Source organism: Paenibacillus rhizoplanae (genome assembly GCF_042684125.1).
Taxonomy (GTDB): domain Bacteria; phylum Bacillota; class Bacilli; order Paenibacillales; family Paenibacillaceae; genus Paenibacillus_AQ; species Paenibacillus_AQ rhizoplanae.
The window spans coordinates 47,796-70,229 of sequence record NZ_JBHUKY010000007.1 but is presented as its reverse complement, the minus strand read 5'-3'; the positions used below and the strand labels follow the sequence as shown (position 1 = coordinate 70,229).

At 53.7% G+C, this 22,434-nt stretch carries 13 protein-coding genes; 8 read left to right on the top strand and 5 right to left on the bottom strand.

What is annotated here, in order from left to right; genetic code table 11:
• The first annotated feature begins 575 nt into the window (after window positions 1-575).
• The 8 genes from ACFSX3_RS02000 (at window position 576) to ACFSX3_RS01965 (ending at window position 11,484) form a co-directional block, all read left to right on the top strand.
• Window positions 576-1,907 carry a sugar ABC transporter substrate-binding protein gene (locus tag ACFSX3_RS02000; protein WP_209991338.1) on the top strand — a complete coding sequence of 444 codons (1,332 nt, stop codon included), beginning with the start codon at window positions 576-578 and terminating at the stop codon, window positions 1,905-1,907.
• Window positions 1,908-2,009: 102 nt separating this feature from the next.
• Window positions 2,010-3,323 carry a sugar ABC transporter permease gene (locus ACFSX3_RS01995; RefSeq protein ID WP_209991336.1) on the top strand — a complete coding sequence of 438 codons (1,314 nt, stop codon included), beginning with the start codon at window positions 2,010-2,012 and terminating at the stop codon, window positions 3,321-3,323.
• A complete protein-coding gene (locus ACFSX3_RS01990; RefSeq protein ID WP_173138663.1) occupies window positions 3,320-4,168 on the top strand; it encodes a sugar ABC transporter permease in 849 nt (282 codons plus the stop codon). The genes ACFSX3_RS01995 and ACFSX3_RS01990 overlap by 4 nt, the downstream gene beginning before the upstream one ends.
• 116 nt (window positions 4,169-4,284) lie before the next feature.
• Window positions 4,285-6,378: a methyl-accepting chemotaxis protein gene (locus ACFSX3_RS01985; protein WP_209991335.1), complete on the top strand. Its 2,094-nt coding sequence runs from the start codon at window positions 4,285-4,287 to the stop codon at window positions 6,376-6,378.
• Between the two features lie 40 nt (window positions 6,379-6,418).
• Window positions 6,419-7,159, top strand: coding sequence for a Type 1 glutamine amidotransferase-like domain-containing protein (locus ACFSX3_RS01980; protein WP_379257063.1), 741 nt, complete (start codon window positions 6,419-6,421; stop codon window positions 7,157-7,159).
• Between the two features lie 215 nt (window positions 7,160-7,374).
• The gene (locus tag ACFSX3_RS01975) at window positions 7,375-8,271 is read left to right on the top strand and encodes an AraC family transcriptional regulator (protein ID WP_209991507.1); all 897 of its coding nucleotides are present in this window, start codon (window positions 7,375-7,377) and stop codon (window positions 8,269-8,271) included.
• A gap of 152 nt (window positions 8,272-8,423) precedes the next feature.
• The gene (melA, locus tag ACFSX3_RS01970) at window positions 8,424-9,929 is read left to right on the top strand and encodes an alpha-glucosidase/alpha-galactosidase (protein ID WP_209991331.1); all 1,506 of its coding nucleotides are present in this window, start codon (window positions 8,424-8,426) and stop codon (window positions 9,927-9,929) included.
• Window positions 9,930-10,338: 409 nt separating this feature from the next.
• Window positions 10,339-11,484: a stalk domain-containing protein gene (locus tag ACFSX3_RS01965; protein WP_209991329.1), complete on the top strand. Its 1,146-nt coding sequence runs from the start codon at window positions 10,339-10,341 to the stop codon at window positions 11,482-11,484.
• A gap of 17 nt (window positions 11,485-11,501) precedes the next feature.
• On the opposite strand, the gene ACFSX3_RS01960 is transcribed toward ACFSX3_RS01965, so the two are convergent.
• The 5 genes from ACFSX3_RS01960 to ACFSX3_RS01940 form a co-directional block, all read right to left on the bottom strand.
• Entirely contained in the window at window positions 11,502-12,077 is a 576-nt protein-coding gene (locus tag ACFSX3_RS01960; RefSeq protein ID WP_209991327.1) for a DUF2812 domain-containing protein, read from the bottom strand.
• The gene (locus ACFSX3_RS01955; protein ID WP_209991506.1) at window positions 12,077-12,409 is read right to left on the bottom strand and encodes a PadR family transcriptional regulator; all 333 of its coding nucleotides are present in this window, start codon (window positions 12,407-12,409) and stop codon (window positions 12,077-12,079) included. Before ACFSX3_RS01955 ends, ACFSX3_RS01960 begins: the two co-directional genes overlap by 1 nt.
• Window positions 12,410-12,634: 225 nt before the next feature.
• Window positions 12,635-13,795 carry a sporulation protein YhbH gene (gene yhbH, locus ACFSX3_RS01950; protein WP_209991325.1) on the bottom strand — a complete coding sequence of 387 codons (1,161 nt, stop codon included), beginning with the start codon at window positions 13,793-13,795 and terminating at the stop codon, window positions 12,635-12,637.
• Between the two features lie 115 nt (window positions 13,796-13,910).
• Window positions 13,911-15,596 (bottom strand): DUF11 domain-containing protein, encoded by a 1,686-nt coding sequence (locus ACFSX3_RS01945; RefSeq protein WP_209991322.1) that lies wholly within the window; start codon window positions 15,594-15,596, stop codon window positions 13,911-13,913.
• Window positions 15,593-22,342, bottom strand: coding sequence for a DUF7507 domain-containing protein (locus ACFSX3_RS01940; RefSeq protein ID WP_379312546.1), 6,750 nt, complete (start codon window positions 22,340-22,342; stop codon window positions 15,593-15,595). Before ACFSX3_RS01940 ends, ACFSX3_RS01945 begins: the two co-directional genes overlap by 4 nt.
• Window positions 22,343-22,434: the final 92 nt, after the last annotated feature.

Here is a 22,434-nt window from a genome sequence, read left to right as displayed (position 1 = left end):
CAACCCCCGGATAATTATGCCGAGGTTGTACCTGAGAAGGAACAGTGCCTTTAGATTGGTGAAGAATGAGGTGTTTCATGATGGTTTGGATTATAGCACGGAACAAAATGAGGTTCAAGAGTTTTGTACAAACAGTTGCACAAAGTTTTAGGAGCGGGAAACCGATTTCCAAAGTCTGTAAATTGATAATATTTAGCAATCATACAACATTATTCGTCTAAATACGACAAAATATGCAGAATTGAATTTTGAAATCGAAGTATATCAAAGTTATTTAAAGAAATCATGCGATAAAGAGAGTGAAGGTAACATTATCCATATATAATGGCGAAATATTAGCGAATATTCTATGTGCAAACGTTTTTACAACTGCAAGTCTGCTGATGTATTATGAATTCAGGAATGAAGCGCTTTCTGAACTGGGCATAACGTATTCGGAAGAGACAATGGGAGGAAATAGAATTATTTTTGAATCCTCTGAAATCGTTTGCGCAAAGAAGGGAGCATTATCGTCAAGTTAAAAGAAGCATCATCGTCAAATTAAGTGATATACACACACAGGAGGGGTTAAAGGAATGGATCTCAAAAAACTTATGGTTCTCACCGCAGCGTGCTCCATGGCAATCTCAATTACGGCGTGCGGCTCAAACAACAATGGGGGAAATGCAGCAGCGACGAATGCTCCTGCGGATAATGCAGCGGCTACAGACAACGCTGGTGCCGGCGGCGCAAACACACCGGCAACCGATGAGATCGTTCCTGAAGAGGGCGCTTCACTGGTCATTTGGGAGAGTAAAGAAGAAAGACAGTTCGCCGAAGAGATCGCCAAGCAGTTCACTGCCAAGTATAACGTCCCTATCAAAATCGAAGAGGTGGCCCCGCCCGATCAAGTCGGTAAGCTTACCCAAGATGGTCCTTCGGGTCTGGCCGCTGACGTTGTCGTCATTCCTCATGATAACCTAGGCAAGGCGGCAAGCGCGAGTCTGGTGCTCCCTAATGATCTTTTCGCGGAGCAGACCAAGGCTGAGAACACGGAGGCTTCCATCGTAGGCTCCTCTTATGATGGTGAATTGTACGGGTATCCGAGAGCGGCAGAGACCTATGCACTGTTCTACAATAAATCTCTGCTGAAGGAAGCTCCTAAATCCTTCGACGACGTCATTGCCTTCAGCAAAACGTTCACCGATAAAGCCAAGAACAGATACGGCATTATGTGGGAAGTCGGCAACATGTACTTCAACTATCCGTTCATCGCCACCACCGGCGGTTACCTGTTCGGCAAAGACGGTACCGACAAGGACGATATTGGTCTGAACAATGAAGGCGCGATCAAAGGCCTGACGGAATTTGCCAAGCTGAAGGAAGTATTGCCGATCAAGAGCGGTGATATTAATCCGGACATCAAGCGCAGCTTGTTCAACTCAGGCGATGTAGCAATGGACATTACAGGACCATGGGAGCTTGCCGGTTACAAAGAAGCGCTGGGCGACAACCTCGGCATCGAGCCGGTTCCTACCATTGACGGTAAAACCGCGATCACCTTCTCCGGAATCAAAATCTTTACAGTCAACGCGTATACGCAATATCCGAATGCCGCTAAACTGTATGCCCGCTTTGCTTCCGGCAAAGATTCGCAGCTTACGCTCAATAAGCTGATCGGTTCTGTGCCGACGAACAATGAAGCGCTGCAGGATGCGCAAATTACTGGTGATCCGTTCGTATCCGCTTTTGCTGAGCAAGCCAAGAATTCACAGCCGATGCCTTCGATTCCTGAAATGGGGAACGTCTGGAGCCCGGTGAACGCAGCACTTCCGGCAATCTGGGATAACAACACTGATCCTAAGACTGCGATGGACAAAGCTGTAGAACAAATCAAGGACCTGAACAACGGGGCTACTGCCCAGTAATTACACAACCATGAGCTTACAGTGGAATTCAAGCCGCCCGCCGCAAAGCCTTGCAGCGGGCAGTTTCCTTGAATTCGGCACGGAGAGGAGAACGGAAGGGAAATGCAGCGACACAAAGCGAAAGCTGGGATACTGTCGGCCATTTTTATGGGACTGGGACAAATATATAACCGCCAATTCATCAAAGGGCTAATGTTCATAGCTGTAGAAGCTGTAGCACTTATTTATTTCATTAGCAATTTGGGAAGAGCCTTCTGGGGAATGACCACACTCGGTGAATCTCCAAGCCGTCTGGAGAAGGTAAAAGGGATTGCCAAGATGGTTCCCGGAGACCATTCCATCGTCATTCTGATTGAAAGCCTGATTACCCTGCTGTTCTTTGTGTTATTCCTGATCGTCTGGTACATGAATATTAGGGATGCCTATAAAATCGGAGCAGAACGCGAAAACGGCCGTCCATCGCATACATTTAAGCAATCCGTACGTTATATACTCGATTACAAATTCGCCCAGAGCTTCTTGCTGCTCCCGGGTATGGGCATTCTGTTCTTCACTATTATGCCGATCTTCTTTATGATCATGCTGGCTTTTACCAACTATGCCGCACCGAATCACATTCCTCCGGCCAAGCTGGTGGATTGGGTGGGCTTTGAGACCTTCCGCAATCTGCTGGTGCTAAAAACCTGGAGCCATACCTTTTACGGTGTACTTACCTGGACCATTATCTGGGCGGTTCTGTCAACCATAACTACTTATTTCGGCGGGATGCTGGTCGCCCTGCTGATCAACCAAAAAGGTATCCGCTTCAAGGGTATGTGGAGAATGCTACTGATCATTCCTTATGCCATTCCGCAGATGATCTCCCTCCTCTTGATGCGCAACCTGTTCAACGGGCAATTCGGCCCGATCAACCAGTATCTTGGCTTTTTCGGACTGGATGGATTGCCTTGGCTGACCGATCCGTTCTGGGCCAAGGTTACAGTAATCGTCGTGAACATGTGGGTAGGTATTCCGGTGTCCATGCTGCTGATTATGGGGGTGCTGACCACGATTCCCCGCGATATGTATGAGGCGGCTGAAGTCGATGGGGCAACGAATTATCAGAAATTCCGGATTGTCACTCTGCCGATGATCCTGTTCTCTACCGCCCCTACGCTGATTATGCAGTTCGCCGGCAATATCAATAACTTCAATGCCATCTTCCTGCTGACGGGAGGGAACCCGGTGAACGGGAACTATCAATACGCCGGTTCGACGGACCTGCTTGTCACCTGGCTGTATAAGCTGACGCTGGATCAGAACAAGAATAATATGGCGTCTGCGATAGGGATCATCCTGTTCATTATTGTTGCCGGGTTCTCCCTGTACAACTACCGCCGGACCAAATCATTCCAAGAGGAGGACATGATTCAATGATCATCGGACGCAAAGCTGTCAACTTTATTCGTCTGGGCTTAAGCTACATTGTTCTGGTTGCACTGGCGATTGCTGCCATCTATCCGGCACTCTGGATTCTGCTTGCCTCCTTCCGGCCGGGTAAATCCTTGTACAGCAAGACGCTGATTCCTGAGCAGTTCACACTTGCACACTATAAGGAGCTATTCACCTCACCGGTGTATATGTTTGGAACCTGGTATGCCAATACGCTCAAAATAGCGGTATTCTCAATGCTGATCGGCGTGGTGCTGACGCTTTTGACCAGCTATGCCTTATCCCGGTTCCGGTTCAAAAGCCGCAAGACAACGATGTCCACGCTGCTGATTCTCGGGATGTTCCCGGGCTTCATGAGCATGATTGCCATCTATCTGCTGCTGAAGGAGTTCAACCTGCTGGATACCCATCTGGCCCTGATTATCGTGTATGCGGCCGGAGCGCCTCTCGGAGGGACACTGATCGCCAAAGGCTTCCTGGACACGATTCCGCGTTCGCTGGATGAAGCGGCACGGATTGACGGGGCGAGCAACTTCGGGATTTTCACCCGGATTATCCTGCCGTTGTCCCGTCCGATGATCACGTATATAGCGCTGACCCTGTTTGTCGGACCGTGGGTGGACTTTATCTTCGCCAAGCTGATCCTGCGGACCAAGGAGAACTGGACGGTCGCGGTGGGCATGTGGGATATGGTCAATACGATGCAGAATTCTAATTTTACGCTGTTTGCGGCGGGTGCAGTGCTGATCTCTGTACCGATTATGATTCTGTTCGGCTTCCTGCAGCGTCTGCTGGTTGACGGTTTGACGGCGGGAGCCAGCAAGGGATAGGAAATAGTATTAGACAATGTATGTACGAATAACGGGTGCGGCCTTGAAGCAGTTCTGAGGGGCTGCACCTTTCTTTTGTGGAGAAATCGTGATCTGGATGATAAGGGGAGAATGTAATGCAACGGCGGCGTTTTATTAATTTCAGCTCGGTTGGCGTCAAGTTATTCGTAATTCTGTTCTGTACTATTGTCCTGTTGTCCTCAGTTCTGGGCTTAACCTCCTATTATGCGGCAAAAGGGATCATTACCGATGAGGTGGCAGCTGCCTCCTCACAATCCATTGTCCAGGCGGCGGACAAGCTGGATTTCCTGTTCGCTGAATATGAAGCGCTCTCCAGGCAATTTGCTGTAGATCCGGCGCTAAAGGCTGACATGGAGACGGTTAATCTTCCAACCGCCGGTACGGTTGCGCGGGCAGCAGCAGAGGATCGGATACGCCGCAAGCTGGACTCCGTCAGAGGATCGGATGAGCGGCTGCTTGGTGTCCGGCTGGTCTCCAGAAGCATGGTAGACGCCGAATCCTATAAATCGACGGGGATTAGCGGCGTGCGGAGTGATGAAGGTATCCTTGCCCGGATGAAAGAGATTGATAACGGCAAAGGTGAGCCTGTCTGGTTCCCTGTACGTGCCAAGGGTTTTTTTGACGCGTACAGCCAGTCCTCTCTGACAATGGGCCGTCTGCTGCGGAATATTCAGAATCCGGCCGCCGAGTATTATATGCTGATTGAGATGAAGGGAAGCGCGCTGACGGGTGTGTTGTCTAATCTGCATATCGGGCTTGCCGGGGATATCCGCATCCTTGATCCTTCGGGCCGGGTGGCATACGGTGCTGACGATGCGCTGCTCGGGCAGCCTTCTTATATACATACCGCAGAGAGGAAGACCGGGGTACAGGAGCAAGAGCAGCCCGGGGCGTTAAAGGAAGGAGGAAGGAAGCATTCGTTCACTGCCGGGGATGAGCAGGGCAATCCTCAACTGGTGGTCTATCAGCCGCTGGCTACAGCGGACTGGACGCTGCTGGGATATGCGCCGGTGAGCGACTTCACCAAATCTGCCGACAGGCTGCTCTATATTACCTTCCTGGTAGTATTGGCAGCAGCGCTTATTGCTCTGGTCATCGGCTATGTTCTGGTGCGGCTCATCGGGCGTCCGCTCGGCAAGCTGGCCCGTCTGATGGAGGAGGGCGAGCAAGGCAACCTGCAGGTGCGGACGGACTTCAAGGGCCGGGATGAGATCGGGCGGCTGGGCCACAGCTTCAACCGGATGATGGAGCAGATCTCCCTGCTGGCGGGCCGGAGCAGCAGCTCGGCTGCTGAAGTGCTGACCACCTCGGAGCAGCTTGTCGCAGCTTCGGGAGCGATCAGCGGCCAGGCCAGCGAGGTAGCCGCTGCGACCGGTGAAATCGCAGGCGGAGCTGCCAGTCTGGCGGCTGAAGCGGAGAGCAGCAACGCCAAGGTGGAGCTAATGAGGGACAAGGCGAACGAAGTGGCCGGGACGAATGCGGTCATGGCCGCTTCGGCAGGGAAGGTCATGGAGGCCAGCGACCAGGGAGCGGAGCGGATGAAGAAGCTGGTTGCACAAAGTGAGAGCGTCCTGAAGATGATGGACTTGATTCAGGAGAATTCAGCCATGCTGCGGGACAGCACAGTGCTGATCCGCAGCATCCTCTCCCCGATGATTGCCATGAACAAGCAGACGAATATCCTGGCACTGAATGCATCCATTGAAGCTGCACGTGCAGGAGCCGCCGGCAGAGGGTTCATTGTCATTGCCGATGAGATCCGGGGGCTGGCCAATCAATCCAGCCAGTCGATTGCCTCCGTCTCCAGAATTACGGAGGAGATCAGCAGCCATATTGAGAACACCGTCCAGGTTGTCAGTGAAGCTGCACCGATGTTTGACAGCCAGCTGGCTTCGGTCCGGGAATCCTCTCTCATCTTCGGGAGTGTAAGGGCCGAGATGGAGGTGTTCAGCGGAGTTCTGAACCAGTCCTCGGCGGCTGTCTCCGAGCTGGCCGAATACCAGCAGCAGCTGGGACAATCCATGGCCAGTGTGATCTCGGTGGTGCAGCAGACCAGCGCCTCTACAGAAGAGGTAGCGTCCATGTCCTCACAGCAATTTACGGTCAGCAGAGAGCTGGTCGAACTGTCGGGCAAGCTGGAGACGCTGGCAGAGAATCTGAAGCAGTCGATGATTTCTTTTCAGGGCTAAAGGGATAACAGGATGAAGGGGGAGCCGGTGAGGAAGCGTATTGCGGGAACCTGCGCTTTTTTATAAGATGGATGAGGTTAGATTGCAGGATATCCTGAATATTGAAGGTGATGTCGTGGACAAGCATTTATTTCTGAACGGCGGAGGTCCGCCATTTACCCGTGGACTGGCACGGAGGTTCGTAAGCACGATGGCAGCAGCCACACAACCTGTCGCTGTGTTATTTGAAGAAGGAGAAGACTGGCCGGACTATATGGCTGCTTGCATGCAGCCGCTGGCTGACGCGGGGATAGCCGAATTCTGTTATTTGCCGCTGAAGTCTACTGAGGTGAATACGGCTATAGAGTGCCTCCGGGCCTGCGGCGGGATCATCATCGGGGGCGGGGATACGGATCTGTATGCCGACCTCATTGTGGATACCCCTATCGGTGAGGTAATCCGGCAGCGTTATGAGTCGGGAATACCGGTTGCGGGATTCTCGGCAGGAGCCTTGATTAGCCCGGAGCGTTGCGTAATTTCCGCCAAGGATAATGAGAGCAGACAATTCAAACACCGCAAGGGCCTCAATCTGATTCCTGACCTGCTGCTATCCGTCCATTTCACCCAGTGGGATGAGGAGGAGCATTTACGGACGGCGGTCCGTACCCTCGGCGAGCTGCCGAATTACGGAATTGACGAAGAGACCGGCATCTACCTGCTGAATGGCCAGCCCGAAGAGATAGAGGGCGGCGGGGTGTATAGTCTGGTGAATGGAATATTGACAACAATCCACCCAGGATGATGAACGGGAGCAGAGGGCGCGAGCCTTCTGCTCTTGTTTTCTGCGCCGGGAAGTCTGGGCCGAATGTATGCGAAAAACCGAACATATTTTGCTGGCGCGTAGGCTAGTGGACAGGGAGGGGGTTAACCCGCTGCTTGTCCTGCCTGCGCTCACGCGATACACTTGTGCTATCAATACTCAATACTGGCAGAGGGGAGGCGGGCGGAATGCCGGAGATGACCGGGAGTCTTTTTGAGCAGGGATTGCTGGAGCGGGATTATAGCCCGCACTTTCTGGCTTACTATTATAAGCAGTGGAGCAATTATACGATGGCCTATCATCACCATAACTCCACGGAAATTATGTATCTGATCTCAGGCAGCTGTGTGGTGGAGGTGCGGGATGAAGCGGGCGGCGACACGCCCTTCCAGCTGAAGCGGGGAGAGATGATTCTGCTGGATGCGGAGGTGCAGCACCGGCTGATCGTAGAAGAGGGCTCCTCGTGCCGGATGCTGAATGTGGAATTTGCTTTTACCGAATATGGGGGCGTAGTTCCTTCCATCGGCAGCTTGGCCCGGGAGGAGGAGGTGCTGGCAGAGCTGCTGCGGCATCCGTTCGACAGTCTGGTGTTGTCCGATCAGGAGGAGGTCTTCCATGTACTGAAGGCGCTGGTGCTGGAGCTGGATCAACGCGGGCGGAAGGGGAGCAGCATGGTACATCTGCTTTTCGCGGAGCTGCTGCTGCGTCTGGCCCGGCTGCGCATAGAGTCGCTCCCGTCCAGCCAGCAGCCCTCACAGCTCTATGTGCGGCGGGCCATCGAGTTCCTGCATCAGAATTATGACCGGAGCATTCAGGTTAAGGAGGTTGCGCTCTCCGTGAATGTCCATCCGGGTTATCTGCACCGCATCTTCAGGACGCACACAGGGCAGACCCTGACTGACTACTTGAACCAGCTGCGTATGGAGAAGGCCCGCATGCTCCTGGGACAGGGCGAAATTCCGGTAGCGGAGATTGCCGACTATGTGGGGATCAGCAGCAGGCAGTATTTTCATCTGCTATTCAAGAAATATTCCGGCTGTACTCCTATCGAATACCGCAACTCTGTTGATCGCCATTACTGGAGTGAAGAATAGCTTCATGTTCAATCCGGGATGGGGATGGTGTGCACAAAGTTAGGATTGTTGACACTATAGCGGCAAAATGGTCATGATATTGGTTACGCTTCCGGCAGCCTCCTTGTTACAATGGACAGGAATCAACAATTCATTGCCGGAGGATGATAACGATGTCTTTTAAAGTAACCTTTATCGGGGCGGGCAGTATCGGGTTCACCCGCGGACTGCTGCGCGACCTGCTGACTGTGCCGGAATTCCGTAATATCGAAGTTTCGTTCATGGATATAAACAGCCATAACCTGGACATGGTCACCGAGCTATGCCAGCGGGATATTAAGGAGAATGGTCTGAATATCACCATCTCTTCCACCACGGACCGCAGGGAAGCGCTCGAAGATGCCAAGTACGTATTTTGTACTATCCGTATGGGGGGCCTGGAGGCCTTCGCTACCGATGTGGATATTCCGCTGAAGTATGGCGTGGATCAGTGTGTGGGAGATACGCTGTGCGCAGGCGGGATTATGTACGGGCAGCGCGGGATCGCGGAGATGCTGGAGATCTGCCGTGATATCCGTGAGACAGCTGCACCGGATGTATTGCTGCTGAATTACTCGAATCCGATGGCTATGCTGACCTGGGCCTGCAATAAATACGGCGGTGTGCGGACGATCGGACTCTGTCATGGCGTACAGCATGGTCATCAGCAGATCGCCCAGGTGTACGGTCTGGAGAAGTCGCAGGTGGACATTATCTGTGCCGGGATCAATCACCAGACCTGGTACATTTCTGCGAAGCATGAAGGCAAGGATCTGACGGCGGGTCTGCTGGAGGCCTTCGAGCAGCATCCCGAATACAGCCGCACCGAGAAGGTACGGATCGATATGCTCCGCCGCTTCGGCTATTACAGCACGGAATCGAATGGTCACCTGAGCGAATATGTACCTTGGTACCGCAAGCGCCCGAGCGAGATCATGGATTGGATCGATCTGGGCGTGTGGATTAATGGGGAGACGGGCGGCTACCTGCGGGTCTGCACGGAAGGCCGCAACTGGTTCGAGACGGACTTCCCGAACTGGATGAAGGACCCGGCGCTGGAGTACATCCCGGAGAAGCGGGGCGAGGAGCATGGCTCGTTTATCATCGAAGGGCTGGAGACAGGACGCGTGTACAGAGGCCACTTCAACATGGTGAATAACGGCGTGATCTCCAATCTGCCGGATGATGCCATTATTGAAGCGCCGGGCTACGTAGACCGCAACGGCATCTCGATGCCGCTGGTCGGCGACCTGCCGCTCGGCCTGGCGGCAGTCTGCAACGTTAGCATCTCCGTGCAGCGCCTGGCGGTGGAAGCGGCTGTGCATGGCGACGACAAGCTGCTGCGCCAGGCATTCATGATGGACCCGCTGGTCGGCGCCGTCTGCAATCCGAAGGAGATCTGGCAGATGGTTGACGAGATGCTGGTGGCTGGGGAACAGTGGCTGCCGCAGTACAGCGCAGCGATTGCTGAAGCGAAGGAACGGCTCGCCTCCGGTGATCTGATCCCGACGAATGCCGGCAACGAAGGCGCCGCCCGTCTCAAGGTGAAGTCAGTAGACGAGATGATGCAGGACCGCGAGGCCGCGAACAAGAACGCCGGGGAGTCTGATAAGGGTAAGGATCGTGAGAAGGTGCAGTAAGCGGAGCCTAGCATAAGCCTAACGAAGCAAAATAATCATGCCATGAGCCTCTCCCGGAAGGGAGGGGCTTAATTTTTGTATAGTTTGTATAGGTGTAGGTTTGGCGTGAGTACACGTGGACCGGGTGTAAGCGAAAAACCGAATACAATATGCTGGGGAGCAGGCGTGTGGACCGGATGTACGCGAAAAACCGCTCTTCTTGCCATGATCGGGGAAATAGGTGGATTTTAGGCACTTGCTAACGAACGAATGGACGATATTCCGACAAGAGTTGGAAAAACAACACTTAAATGTTTACATATCTCCCGGTAGCAGCAAAATCGGCGATAGCAGATGCTGATTTTCCACTTAATTCCCTATAATCGTTAGATAGATATATAAAATCATCTGTCGAAGGGGAATAAGGAATTTGAAGAAGAAAATACATATGGCAAATGTGCTGTACCTCCTGCTGATTACTCTGCTGGGCGTTGCGATGACCGCTAATACAGTATCCGCAGCAACAGCAAGTGAGACTGCAAAGGGAATTCGTGTATATGTGCAAAATAAGGAAATCCATCCTCGTGCGGCTTCGGTGATTCAAGGAGGAAGTGTGTATGTTGAATTCCGCAGTGTGGTGCAGGCTTTGGGCTTTAAATTCAAGTATGATGCTGCGGGCAAGCAGATTACAGCTACCTCAGAGGATGCTTCCTTTAAAGTTGATCTCAAAACGGAAAAAACAATCGTAAATGGTTCTCTGTACACCTATGATTCGAACATTCCGATGGTTATTGGTTCGGGCGCGGATGCCCTGGTTGCGCTCTCGTTGTATAGTGAGACTGACTATATTAGTGCTGACTATGATAAGACGAACAAAATAGTTAAAGTATACAAGGATCTGCAAGGCAAGCCTAAAAAGGTGGACCTGAAAAAAATGCAGGCACTAATTAAAGCCCATTATCAGACTCTGGATGGCTTTAAGTCGATCGACATGCTTGAAATGAAATCGTGGGGAGAGTATACAGTAATGCTTGCTGATGTCTCCTTTCGTAAGACAGAAACTGAACTTCTGGACCGTGTTGAGCATGTAACATTGGAAATGGAGCATAAGCCCGATGCCAGTTGGATGATACATAATATAGAAATCAATAATACAGAATATCTAAACTATACTTCATTGATAAATAAAGAGGTAAGCGTTCCGGCCGCAGATAAAATGGCCATTCGTGAGTTGCTCGCTGCTTATTCTAAAGCTATAAATGATAAAGATGTGGATGCGGAACTGGCGCTGCAAGACCCTGCCAACCTAACGGCCGACTACGAGCAGGGTCTCAGGGATCTCCGGGAATGGTCTACTCGAAAGTTTGATCTGGAATATACTGAAGAACAGGCTGTCATTGTCTCTTATTCGGCAAATCAAGCAGTTGTTTATTGGGTCTGTACACTTCAAGCTAACAACGATCCATCGAAGTTTAAGGAGCGGCTCTACTCACTTACTTCTGTAGTTAAAAATGAGGATAGATGGTATTTTGATTCAAATGAAGAAGTTGCACTCGGTAGGGAGGTTATCAAGTAGTTATTCTGCGCATCCTCTCACTCCCGAATCAGCTTCTCCTGCTGCAGCCGGAGGATCTTGCGGCGGACCGGCAGGCTGAGCCACACGAAGAACAGGCCCAGAATCACAACGGACACTCCCACGGTAAGGTTGATTTTGTAGATGTTAGAGGAAGTATTGAGCATAATCAGCATGATATTTAAGGAGCCGATGATCAGCTCAAGGAATGCGAGGGACAGATAGACTTTGTAGATTCGCTGATAGTGTTTGATTTTGGAATCTGCATCGGAATAGATCTGGAAGGGGCCTTCCGAGGCCTTCCTTCTAAAGATCACCCAGCGCTGGTTGATCAATGTACGCTTGGCCTTTGCAGGGGCTCCGGCAGGCACACGCTCCGCTCCGGTCTCCTCCATAAATTGCAGATAGTCGGACTCCTCCTTCGGGTCCTTCTCAAGCAGCTCAAGCCGGTAAATATACTCCCCCTTGGCACTCTCCTCGAACACATAACGGGCCCAAGAATATTCAACGAGTGCGAGCCCCTTGGCCGACATCTCATTCAGCCATGCCTCTTCCTTCTCGAAATCAATAAAATATTTGCGCACCACCTGACTCATTACTCTTCGCCTCCCAGTAGCTTTCTTCCATTTGTGAGCAGCTCGTCAAGCCTTGTCATTTCACTCTGGACTATCAATTTGCCTAGCTCTGTAATCTGGTATTCCTTCTTGCGGGAATCTACTCCGCCTGCCAGCAGCTCGATCCAGCCCCGTTCCACAAGCGTACTTAACGCCCCATATAACGTGCCTGCCCCCAGCTCCACACGCTGATTGCTCAGCAGCTTCACATTCTGCATAATGCCGTAGCCGTGCATCGGGGTGAGCAGAGACAAGAGGATATAATAGACGCCTTCGGTCAGCGCCCCGTATTCATTGTTGCCGGACAATGCCATCACCTTCCTTATCGCGCATCTTTGTGTCTCGTCGTTATACCATCTGACGTTATACCATCTATCGTTATATCGTCAACCGATACATTTATTATATCGGCTGACGATATAAGAGTCAACAGGCTTTTGCAGCCATATCTGATTCCGCGCACCAAAAATCCCCCGCCCGCCGTTCGCACGGTTTGCAGGGGATCGTTCTAACACTATGAAGCTGCGCGCTGTACTCGCTCAGGCTTCGATTGCCTTTTTACCGAAAAAAGCCTTCAGCGCCAGATACACTTCCTTCTTATCCTTAATCACATAATGCATGAACTGCTCCTGCTTCAGGTGGCGGTAGGCGGACATCAGGGTGCTGCTGCGGTTGTACTGGTTCACCTCACCGTAGCCGAACATATTGCTGCGCTTCAGCAGCTCGCCGATCAGCTTGACGCAGCGCTCATTGTCGGAGGTCAGATTATCGCCATCCGAGAAATGGAAGGGATAGATGTTGTATTTGGCAGGCGGATAGCGGCTGTCGATGATCTCAATTGCTTTCTGGTACGCGGAGGAGCAGATCGTCCCCCCGCTCTCGCCCCGGGTGAAGAAATCATGCTCGCTGACCTCCTTGGCTTCCGTATGATGGGCCAGGAACACAATATCCACCTTCTCATACTGGCGGCGTAGGAAGCGGGTCATCCAGAAGAAGAAGCTGCGGGCGCAGTATTTTTCAAAAGTGCCCATGGAGCCCGAGGTGTCCATCATGGCAATAATCACGGCGTTCGAGTGGGGGATCGTGATGTCATCCCAGGTTTTGTAACGCAGATCATCGGGGCTGATGCTGTGTATTCCAGGATTGCCGCTGCTGGCATTGCGCCGCAGATTCTCAAGCAACGTACGCTTTTTGTCGATGTTCGACATCATGCCTTTTTTGCGGATATCGTTGAAGACAATGGATTTGACCTCAATTTCTTCTTTATCCTTCGGCTTCAGATGGGGCAGCTCCATGTCCTGGAACAGAATATCCTCCAGATCCTCCAGATCTACCTCGGCTTCAACGGTATCTGCGCCGGGCTGATCGCCCGCTTTATCTCCTTTGCCCGGCTGGGCCGACTGGGAATCGCGCCCGAGGACATCACCCACCTGGCTCTCCCCGTCCCCCTGGCCGACATGCTTCTGCTTGCGGAAATTATAGATAATCCGGTATTCATCCAGACTGCGGATCGGCACCTTCACAATCTGCTTGCCGCCCGACAAAATAATGTTCTCTTCAGTAACCAGATCGGGCAGATTGCCCTTGATGGCTTCTCTGACCTTTTGCTGGTGACGCTCCTGATCCTGATGGCCTTTGCGGTGAAGGGACCAGTCTTCTTTGGATACGACAAAAGCGTATGGACCGGACGGCTGGGACAAGGATGACCACCTCCCATGAACTGTATTATTCGGTATTGTCACTATTGAGACTAAGGCTGATGCAGCAGGTTGTAACTAAAGTATATTCAGGGAGATGGGGGATATGTGAGCTGGATTATTCACTGATTTCTTCAATGAGCAGCTTATAGCTGTTGGAACGGGCTTCACCGGAGTACCGGCGTCCGTCGATGGTAAATAGATACAGGGCAGCCGTAGAGCCTTGAAGATCCTTGCCCATATAATCCGTATTTATTTTGATAAAATAAGTGAGTGTGACGGTCTGCCCCGCTTCCAGCGTTCCTAGAGCAACTGTTCCGCTGTATGGCGTACCGGGTACAGTGATGGCGCTTATCGTAACGATATCGGGATCAATGACGGTACCCTGCGGTACAATTCGGATCACCGAGACCTCAGCCGGGTAATTCCCGCTGTTGGACACGTAAATGTTGAATTCCGCGATGCTGCCAGGCTCGACCACCGGCGGCTCTCCCTCAATCTGAATCGAGATGATGGGCGTGAACAGTAAGGTGGTCACCGCATTGGAGCGGGAGACCTGCCCTACATTGCGTCCGTCCGGCAGGGAGAATGTATACTGGACCACTCCCTGATTCTGAATGGCCGGCGTCTGGCGGATATCGGTGGCACCTGGAATAGATACGAGAAAATCTACCGCCATAACAGCGCCTGCCCGTAAGGTGCCCAGCGGAATTCCGTTCCCGGGGCGGACGCCTCTCTGGGGAACCCCGTCGATACGGACGCTGTCCCAGACGAACAGTACGCCTGCCGGCACGGCATCCGTCAGCAGCGCGTTCACCGCCATATTACCGCTATTCTGTACAGTGAACTCGTACCGCAAGTTGTCACCGGGCGCCGCGCTGTAGAGATCAACCTTCAGCCTTACCGATAATCCGGGCTGGATGACCGTAATCTGAACCGTGTTGCTTGCGGTGGAGGTTCTGTTGTCGTTGGCCTCATAAGAGATCTGTGCGTTCGCCGGAATCACCGAGCCTGGAGGACTCGAGCTCACCCGGACACGGTAGGAGACCTCGGAGGCTGCCCCTCCAGGAAGCGAACCAAGCCCGACACCTGAAGCCGGGTCGGCCTCAGGCTGATAGATCCCGCCTGCGATAACACTTCCGGGAAGGAAGGAAGTACCTTCCGGAACGGGAAGCGTAGCAATGACTGCGGTCAGCGGCCGGGTGCCTTCATTCCTGAGCTGAAGGGTATAGGTGACGACATCCCCAATGAAGGTAGTAGGTGTGCTGGCAGAGAGCAGTGTGGACAACTGGTAGGACAGAAGGGAGACACTGACAGGATTGGAGCGGATATCCGAGCTCACCGTTCTCCCTTCCGGAGTGGTGAAGGAATACGTGCCAACCGCTCTGTTGTCCAGGACAAGCGAAGGCGGGAGTGAGACTATAATGACCTGGAAAGCGATGGTGACCCCTGAATGCGGAACAAGAGTCCCCAACGGGATGCCGGAAGACGGAGTAACCCCCGGAAGGGGCACTCCGTCTCTAAGCACACTGTTGGCTATGAAGGATACTCCCGGGGGAAGAACGTCAATGATTGTGAGCACTGCCGGTGTATTGCCGCTATTCCTGGCAGTAACGGTATAGACCAGCGTATCTCCCAGGGAGGCGCTCAAGGGAGCCGCTTGTTTGAGCAGGGATAGAACCGGACCTACAACGGACGTATGGACGGTATTGGAATAGGTAATAGTGTCATTCCCTTCTGCGGAGCTGTAACGTACCATGGACTGATTGCTTACGACAGGCTGAAGCCGTGAGCCGTCTGTCATATGACAATGACCTGAACCTGGAAGGTTACCGTAGAAGAAGCTCCCGGAGCAATGGTTCCGATCACTACACCGGAGGCCGGGTTCGCACCAGGACGCGGAACACCGTCCACAGTCACACTGCCTGCTACGAATTGGCTGCCGGCCGGAATCGGGTCAACCAGCACCACGTTGTTGACAGGAACAATACCATTGTTCGTCACAACGATGGTATAGGTAATGATGTCGCCGACTACGGCATCAATGGCCGGAGTGCTCTTGACGGCTGTTACATCCGGGGAAGAGACCGGAATGACCAGCGTGTTGGACAGTGCAGAGCCTGAGAGCAGACGGCCATCCGGCGGAGAGTAGGTGAAGGTGGCGGAGGCCTGGTTCACGAGCTGCTGCGGCGAAGGCAGGGAAGCTACCGTAACCTGCAGAGTGACGGTCATCGTGACAGTGGCGCCAGCTGCTACGGTCCCCAGATTGATACCAGTAGTCGGATCTGCACCCGGAACGGGCTGGCCATTGACCAGTACACTGTTCGGAATGAATACTGCTCCCGCCGGGATAGAGTCGGTTAAGGTGACGACGGCTGCAAGATTGCCTGTATTGGTCACGCTGAGGGAATAAGTGACGGTATCCCCCACCGTTGCATTGGCGGTATCTGCACTTTTCAAGATGCCGATAATCGGCTGGAAGACCGGAGTAACCAGCGAATTGGAATAGGAGGCGCCGGAGAATGCACCGGAGGTGAAGCTCACCGAAGCCTGGTTGCTGAGCGTGGCCGGATTAAGCAGCGTGTTGACAACAATGTTGAAGGTGACCAGGACCGATGCGCCCGGGGCCACGGTGCCCAGAGCAATACCATTGGCAGGATTCGCCCCCGGCAGCGGAGTGCCGTCGACGACTACGCTGCCGGGGACAAAGGAAGAGCCGGCCGGAATCGGGTCGCTCAGTACAACATTATTGATCGGCGCTATGCCGCTGTTGGTAACGCTTATGCTGTATGGAACGGTATCTCCCACGACTGCATCGGTTACTGTAGAGCTTTTGACAACCAGTACATTGGGCGAGGATACGGTAATCTGATTGATGTTCGAGCTGGCCGACTGGTTGAAGGTCCGTCCGTCCGGCAGTGTGTAAGCAAAGGCGATGATCGCCTGGTTGCTGAGCTGCTGGCTGGCAGGAAGTGTATCTATGACAACAGAGAACACGATTTGCAGTGTGGCACCCGCAGCGACCGAGCCCAGCGGGACACCTGAGGCGGGATCAGCGCCCGGTGCCGGGAAGCCGCCAATCAACACACTGTTCGGAACCAGCGTTGTACCGGCGGGGATGGTATCGGTCAGAGTGGCGGTTGCCGCATAGTTACCTGAATTGGTGACATTGACAGTATAAGTAATCGTATCCCCGACCGTTGCATTTACCGAGCTTGAGCTCTTGGCGGCAGCGATAATCGGCTGGAAGACCGGAGTGGTCACAATGTTTGAAAAGGCCACGCTGGACAAGGCCCCGGAAGTGAAGCTGACCGAAGATTGATTGTTAAGCACTTCTGAACCCGGGAGGGACGTAACGGTTACGTTGAATGCTACAGTGACAGAAGCGCCCGGAGCGATACTGCCAATCGTCACCCCGGTAGCTGGCGAAGCTGCCGGACGGGGAACACCGTCTACCAGCACACTGCCCGGAACAAAGGCGGTACCGGCAGGCAGTGCATCCGTGAACACCACATTGTTAACGGTAGTGATGCCGTTATTGGTCATCGTTACCGAATACGTAATGGTATCCCCAACATGGGTTGCGGTGGTTGCGGTGGTTTTGACAACCGCCAGGTTGGGATTCGAGACGGGGATGGTCAGGGTGTTGGTGGGCACTGAACCTCCCAGGGTTCTTCCGTCAGGCAAGGTGAAGCCGTAGGCAACGGTTCCCTGATTCACCAGCGTTTGCGGTGAAGGCAGTGAAGTGATGATTACGGAGAACGATACAGCAACGCTTGCACCCGGGGCGATGGTTCCGGCGGCAATTCCGGTGGCGGGACTCGCCTGCGGCAGAGGCAGCCCGTTAATCAGTACACTGTTCTCCTCAAAGGTAGTCCCGGCAGGGATATTGTCCGTTACGGTCAGAATTGCTGCGTAGTTGCCTGTATTGTTGACCGTTATCGTGTAGGTTACGGTATCACCGACTGTTGCATTGGCGGTATTGGCTGTTTTGACCGCAGCGATATTGGGCTGGAAGACAGGCACCGCCACGGGATTGGAGAAGGTGGAGCCTGTAAAGACACCGGAGGTATAGGTTACAGTAGCCTGATTATCTATCGAGGTGTCTGCCGGTACCGAAGTTACCGTAACGCTGTAGGAGACTACGGCGGAAGCGCCGGATGCCAGTGTGCCAATGGCGATCCCTGTTGAAGGATGGGCATTGGGGAACGGCACGCCATTTACAGATACGCTGCCCGGCACGAAGGCTGCCCCATCCGGTGTTGGATCACTGAGCACTACATTATTAACCGGGTCTATTCCGTTGTTCGTGATGTTAACGGAATAGGCAATGGTATCGCCGAGTGCCACTGAGGTGGAAGACGTACTCTTCACGACCGCCAGATTGGGGGCGGAGACAGCGATCGTTACCGTATTGGAGACGGCGCTGCCGCTGAGCAGCCGGCCGTCAGGCGGTGTGAAAGTATAGGTAGAAGCTGCCTGATTGACAAGCTGCTGCGGTGAAGGCAGGGACAAGATGAAGACCGTGAAGCTGACAGACACACTTGCCCCGGGAGCGACAGTTCCGACCGTGATTCCAGTATCCGGTGCAGCCCCTGGCTGTGGAAAACCGCCGACAATGACGCTGTTAGGGTCAAAGGTAGTACCAGCCGGGATATTGTCGGTTAACGTAACATTGGCGGCAAGGTTACCGGTATTACTGACCACAACGGTATAGATGACCGTATCGCCAACTGTGGCGTTCAGGTCACTGGCGCTTTTGACAAGGGAGATTTGCGGCTGTGTGACCGGTGTGGTGGTAACGTTAGACGATGAAGAGCCGGAGAAGACCCCGGAGGTGAAACTGACGGTGGACTGGTTATTGACCTGTGAAGGAATCGGCATGGTTATTCTCACCTCGAATGTGACGGCAACGGAGGCTCCAGGCCCCAGGCTGCCGATTGGGATACCGGCGGACGGAACTGCCAACGGCTGGGAGATGCCGCCGACAATTACGGTTCCGGGAAGGAACGCTGCATTCTCTGGCAAGGGATCGCTGAGAATGATGCTGCTGACAGAAGTAATGCTGTTATTCGTCAGCACGGATGTGAAGGTAAGAATATCGCCAGTCACGGCATCAATGGCATTGACGCTTTTGACAACACTGACATTCGGTGCCGAGACGGGAACTGTAAGTGTGTTCGACACTGCATTAGCGCCCAGCTGACGCCCATCCGGCAGGGTAAAAGTGTAGGAAGCCGCTGCGGTATTGGGCAACTGCTGGTTCGGGGGAAGTGCAGTAACCGTAACAAGGAAGCTGACGACGACGCTGTCTCCGGGAGCAAGCGGCCCCACCGGAATGCCGGTTAAGGGGCTGTACCCCGGCAGCGGCGTCCCGCCTATACTTACGCTGTTGGTCTCGAATACCGTCTGCGGCGGCAGGGCATCGGTCAGATTCAGGAGCGCAGCGATATTGCCGGTGTTGCTGGCCAGAATGGAGAAGGAGAGCAAGCTGCCGACAGAGGCCTGCGCAGGGCTTGAGCTTTTAACAAGTCCGATGACTGGAATGAAGACCGGGGTAGACACTGTATTGGACAGGGCTGCTCCGCTGAATGAGCCTGACGTAAAGGACGCGCTGGCCCGGTTGCTCAGTTGAGGCGGGCTTGGAATAGAGTTCGCATTAACCTGGAAGGCAACGATGCTTGTGGCGCCCGCAGCGAGTGTTCCGAGAGCAATCCCGGCATTTGGATTGGCAGAGGGTACGGCCGTTCCGTTCACCGTAACAGTTCCTGCTACAAAGGCACTGCCTGCCGGATCCGGATCAGACAGCACTACATTGTTAACCGCTACGCCGCTGGGGTTGGATACAGAGACGGTGTAGGTAAGATATTCGCCTACAGCCACTGAGGTGAGATTGGCATTTTTGAGAATCGTGAGGTTGGGGGCGGATACCGGAATAGTGACCGTATTCGAGATACTTCCGCCGGACAGAGAGCGTCCGCTGGGCAGCTGATAGGTATAGCTGCTGCTGCCCTGGTCCGTCAAGGTTGCCGGTGACGGAAGGGATTGGACAGTGGTCAGGAAGGTTACGGTCAAGGCGGCTCCCGGTGCTACGGACCCGAGCGGGATTCCGCTCACCGGAGAATCTGACGGACGGACCACGCCGTTCACTGTGACGCTTCCGGCGACGAAGGCGGACCCGGCCGGAAGCGTGTCGGTTAAGGTTACCGTTGCAGCGAGATTGCCGGTGTTCTGGACCTGTAGCGTGTATTGAACATTCCCTCCAACCGTGGCACTGCCGGGGCTTGCGCTTTTGACGATGCCGATTACCGGCTGATATACAGGAGTCAGGGTGGTATTGGACTGCGTAAGGGCATTGAATGCCCCCGAGCTGTACGACACCGATGACTGGTTGGCGAGCTGGCCGCTTCCCGGCACAGAGGTGACACTCACCTGGAAGGTTACCGTTACGCTGGCCCCCGGGGCAATGGTGCCCACGGATATCCCCGAAGCCGGATCTGCGGCAGGCCGGGCGGTTCCCGCCACCACCACGCTTCCAGGCACTAGAGTGCTGCCTGCGGGTATCGGATCAGAGAGCACAACGTTCGTGATGGCGACGATTCCGTTATTAGTAACCACAGACGTATACTGCAGGGTATCGCCTACGGCGACATCCGGGAAGCTGGCGCTTTTGACAAGGGCAACATTCGGCAGTCTGACCGGTATGGTGAGCGTATTGGAGGCAGCCGTACCGTTCACGGTCCGCCCGTCAGGAACCTGGAAGGTATAGGCGGCTGTAGCCTGGTCCACCAGCTGTGGGGGAGAAGGCAGACTGTTCACCAGTACACGGAACTGAACGGTAGAGCTTCCTCCCGCTGCGATGGTGCCGATGGCGATCCCGGCGGCGGGATTACCCGCCACAGGCGTGCCGTTTACCGTAAAGCTTCCCGGAATATAGGAGCTGCCGGCAGGAATGTTATCTGTAAGCGTAGTGGTGGCGCCGATATTGCCGGTGTTGGAGATTTGCAGGGTGTAGAGAACCTGGTCTCCGACGGTTGCGTTGGTAGTATCGGCGCTTTTGACAATGCCGAGAACGGGAGAATATACCGGCAGCGATTGTGTATTGGATGGAATGACTCCGCTGACAATCGGGCCTCCGGCCACACTCTGGAAGGTGAAGGCAGCGTTAGCCGTGTTGGGCACAAATTGCGGATTCGGCAAGGAAGTGACTCTGGCTTGATAAGTCACCGTTATGGAAGTGCCCAGAGTAAGTGAACCCAGCGGGATGCCGGAGGTTATATCATAAGTCGGCCTGGCAACACCGGCTACCACCACGCTTCCTGTGACAAAAGTAAGACCTGCCGGTAAGATATCTGACAATACAACACTGGCTGCGCTTGCCGTACCGGTATTGCTGACTGTTACAGTGTAGGTGACCAGATCACCAACGATGGTACCGGCGACATTTGCGCTTTTGGTCAAGGAGATCTTGGGTGCATTGATGTCAATTTGCAGTCCGTTGGCGTTAACAACATACGCATCGCCTGAAGTAGTCAATGTCAGGAGAGCAGAGGACTGGTTATTGACCAGGCGTGCAGAGACATCCACATTCGTGATATCCCAGCCCTGCCGCCCGCCGACAATGTTGGAGCCCGGACTGCCATTGGTCTGGTTGCGGGTACCGAACGTGCCGGTCGTATTCAGATTGCCGGTATCATTGTTAATCTGCGAGGCGAAGAAGTTGCCCGCAAAATTGTTAGGCCCGGAGAGGGCGGCTTGAGTGGTGGAGGTAGGGCCGAAAAGCGCCTGGTCGCCCGAGCGGTCGGCATCTCCTTCCTGGGCGCTAAACTGGATACGTCCGCCCAGCGCGCCGGTAACAGGTGTGGCGAAGCCGGTAATGGCGGTGACCACCGGCGCCGAGGAGGCTTGGACAAGGACAGCACCTGCGCGCAGAGACATGTTGCGGAAGGGCAGCGACGGATTCTGGTAGATGACGGCAAGTGTCCAGCCGGCATGGTTGGCAGTGGAATCACCGGGAATTACGATAGTCCCGACTACACCGCCAGTGACATAGGTTCCGGCACCGGAAGCTTGAATGATGCTGGTGACATTGGCGGTACGGACATACGCGAGTGCCCCGCCGCCCAGATTCACCGAATTGGCTGTGGCTGAATCAGGGGTTACACTGACCATGTTCCCGAGCGGTGTAGTGAAGGATACAGGGTTGTTGATTGCCGCAGTGAGATTGACGTTGCCGTTAACATAAGAACCGCCCCAGATTAACTCGGCATACAGAACCGTGCTTCCGGCAGGGAGTACTAGAATTGCTGCTGAACTGTTGCTCTGATATAGACTGGTAGTGCCAGCAGGATAAGTGCCGTATACAGAAGCTGTATTGATCGTAGAGAAGCCTCCGATACTGTCCTGTGTACCCGGTACACCGGCAATTTCAGAGCGGCTTAGTCCAAGCGTGTTGCCTGTGAAAGTGATGGCGCCTGTTGCATTAACCGTAGACCGAACGACTAGAGGAATAATTTTCACCTCCTTTTGAATAGAAGCTCTGACAGCCAAAAAAAAGCAGACCGGCTCCTGTGTGGCCGATATGCCATCTTGCTTGTGCTGTATTAGGCTATGTTCCGTTTTAGGCAATCTTGTATGTCCAT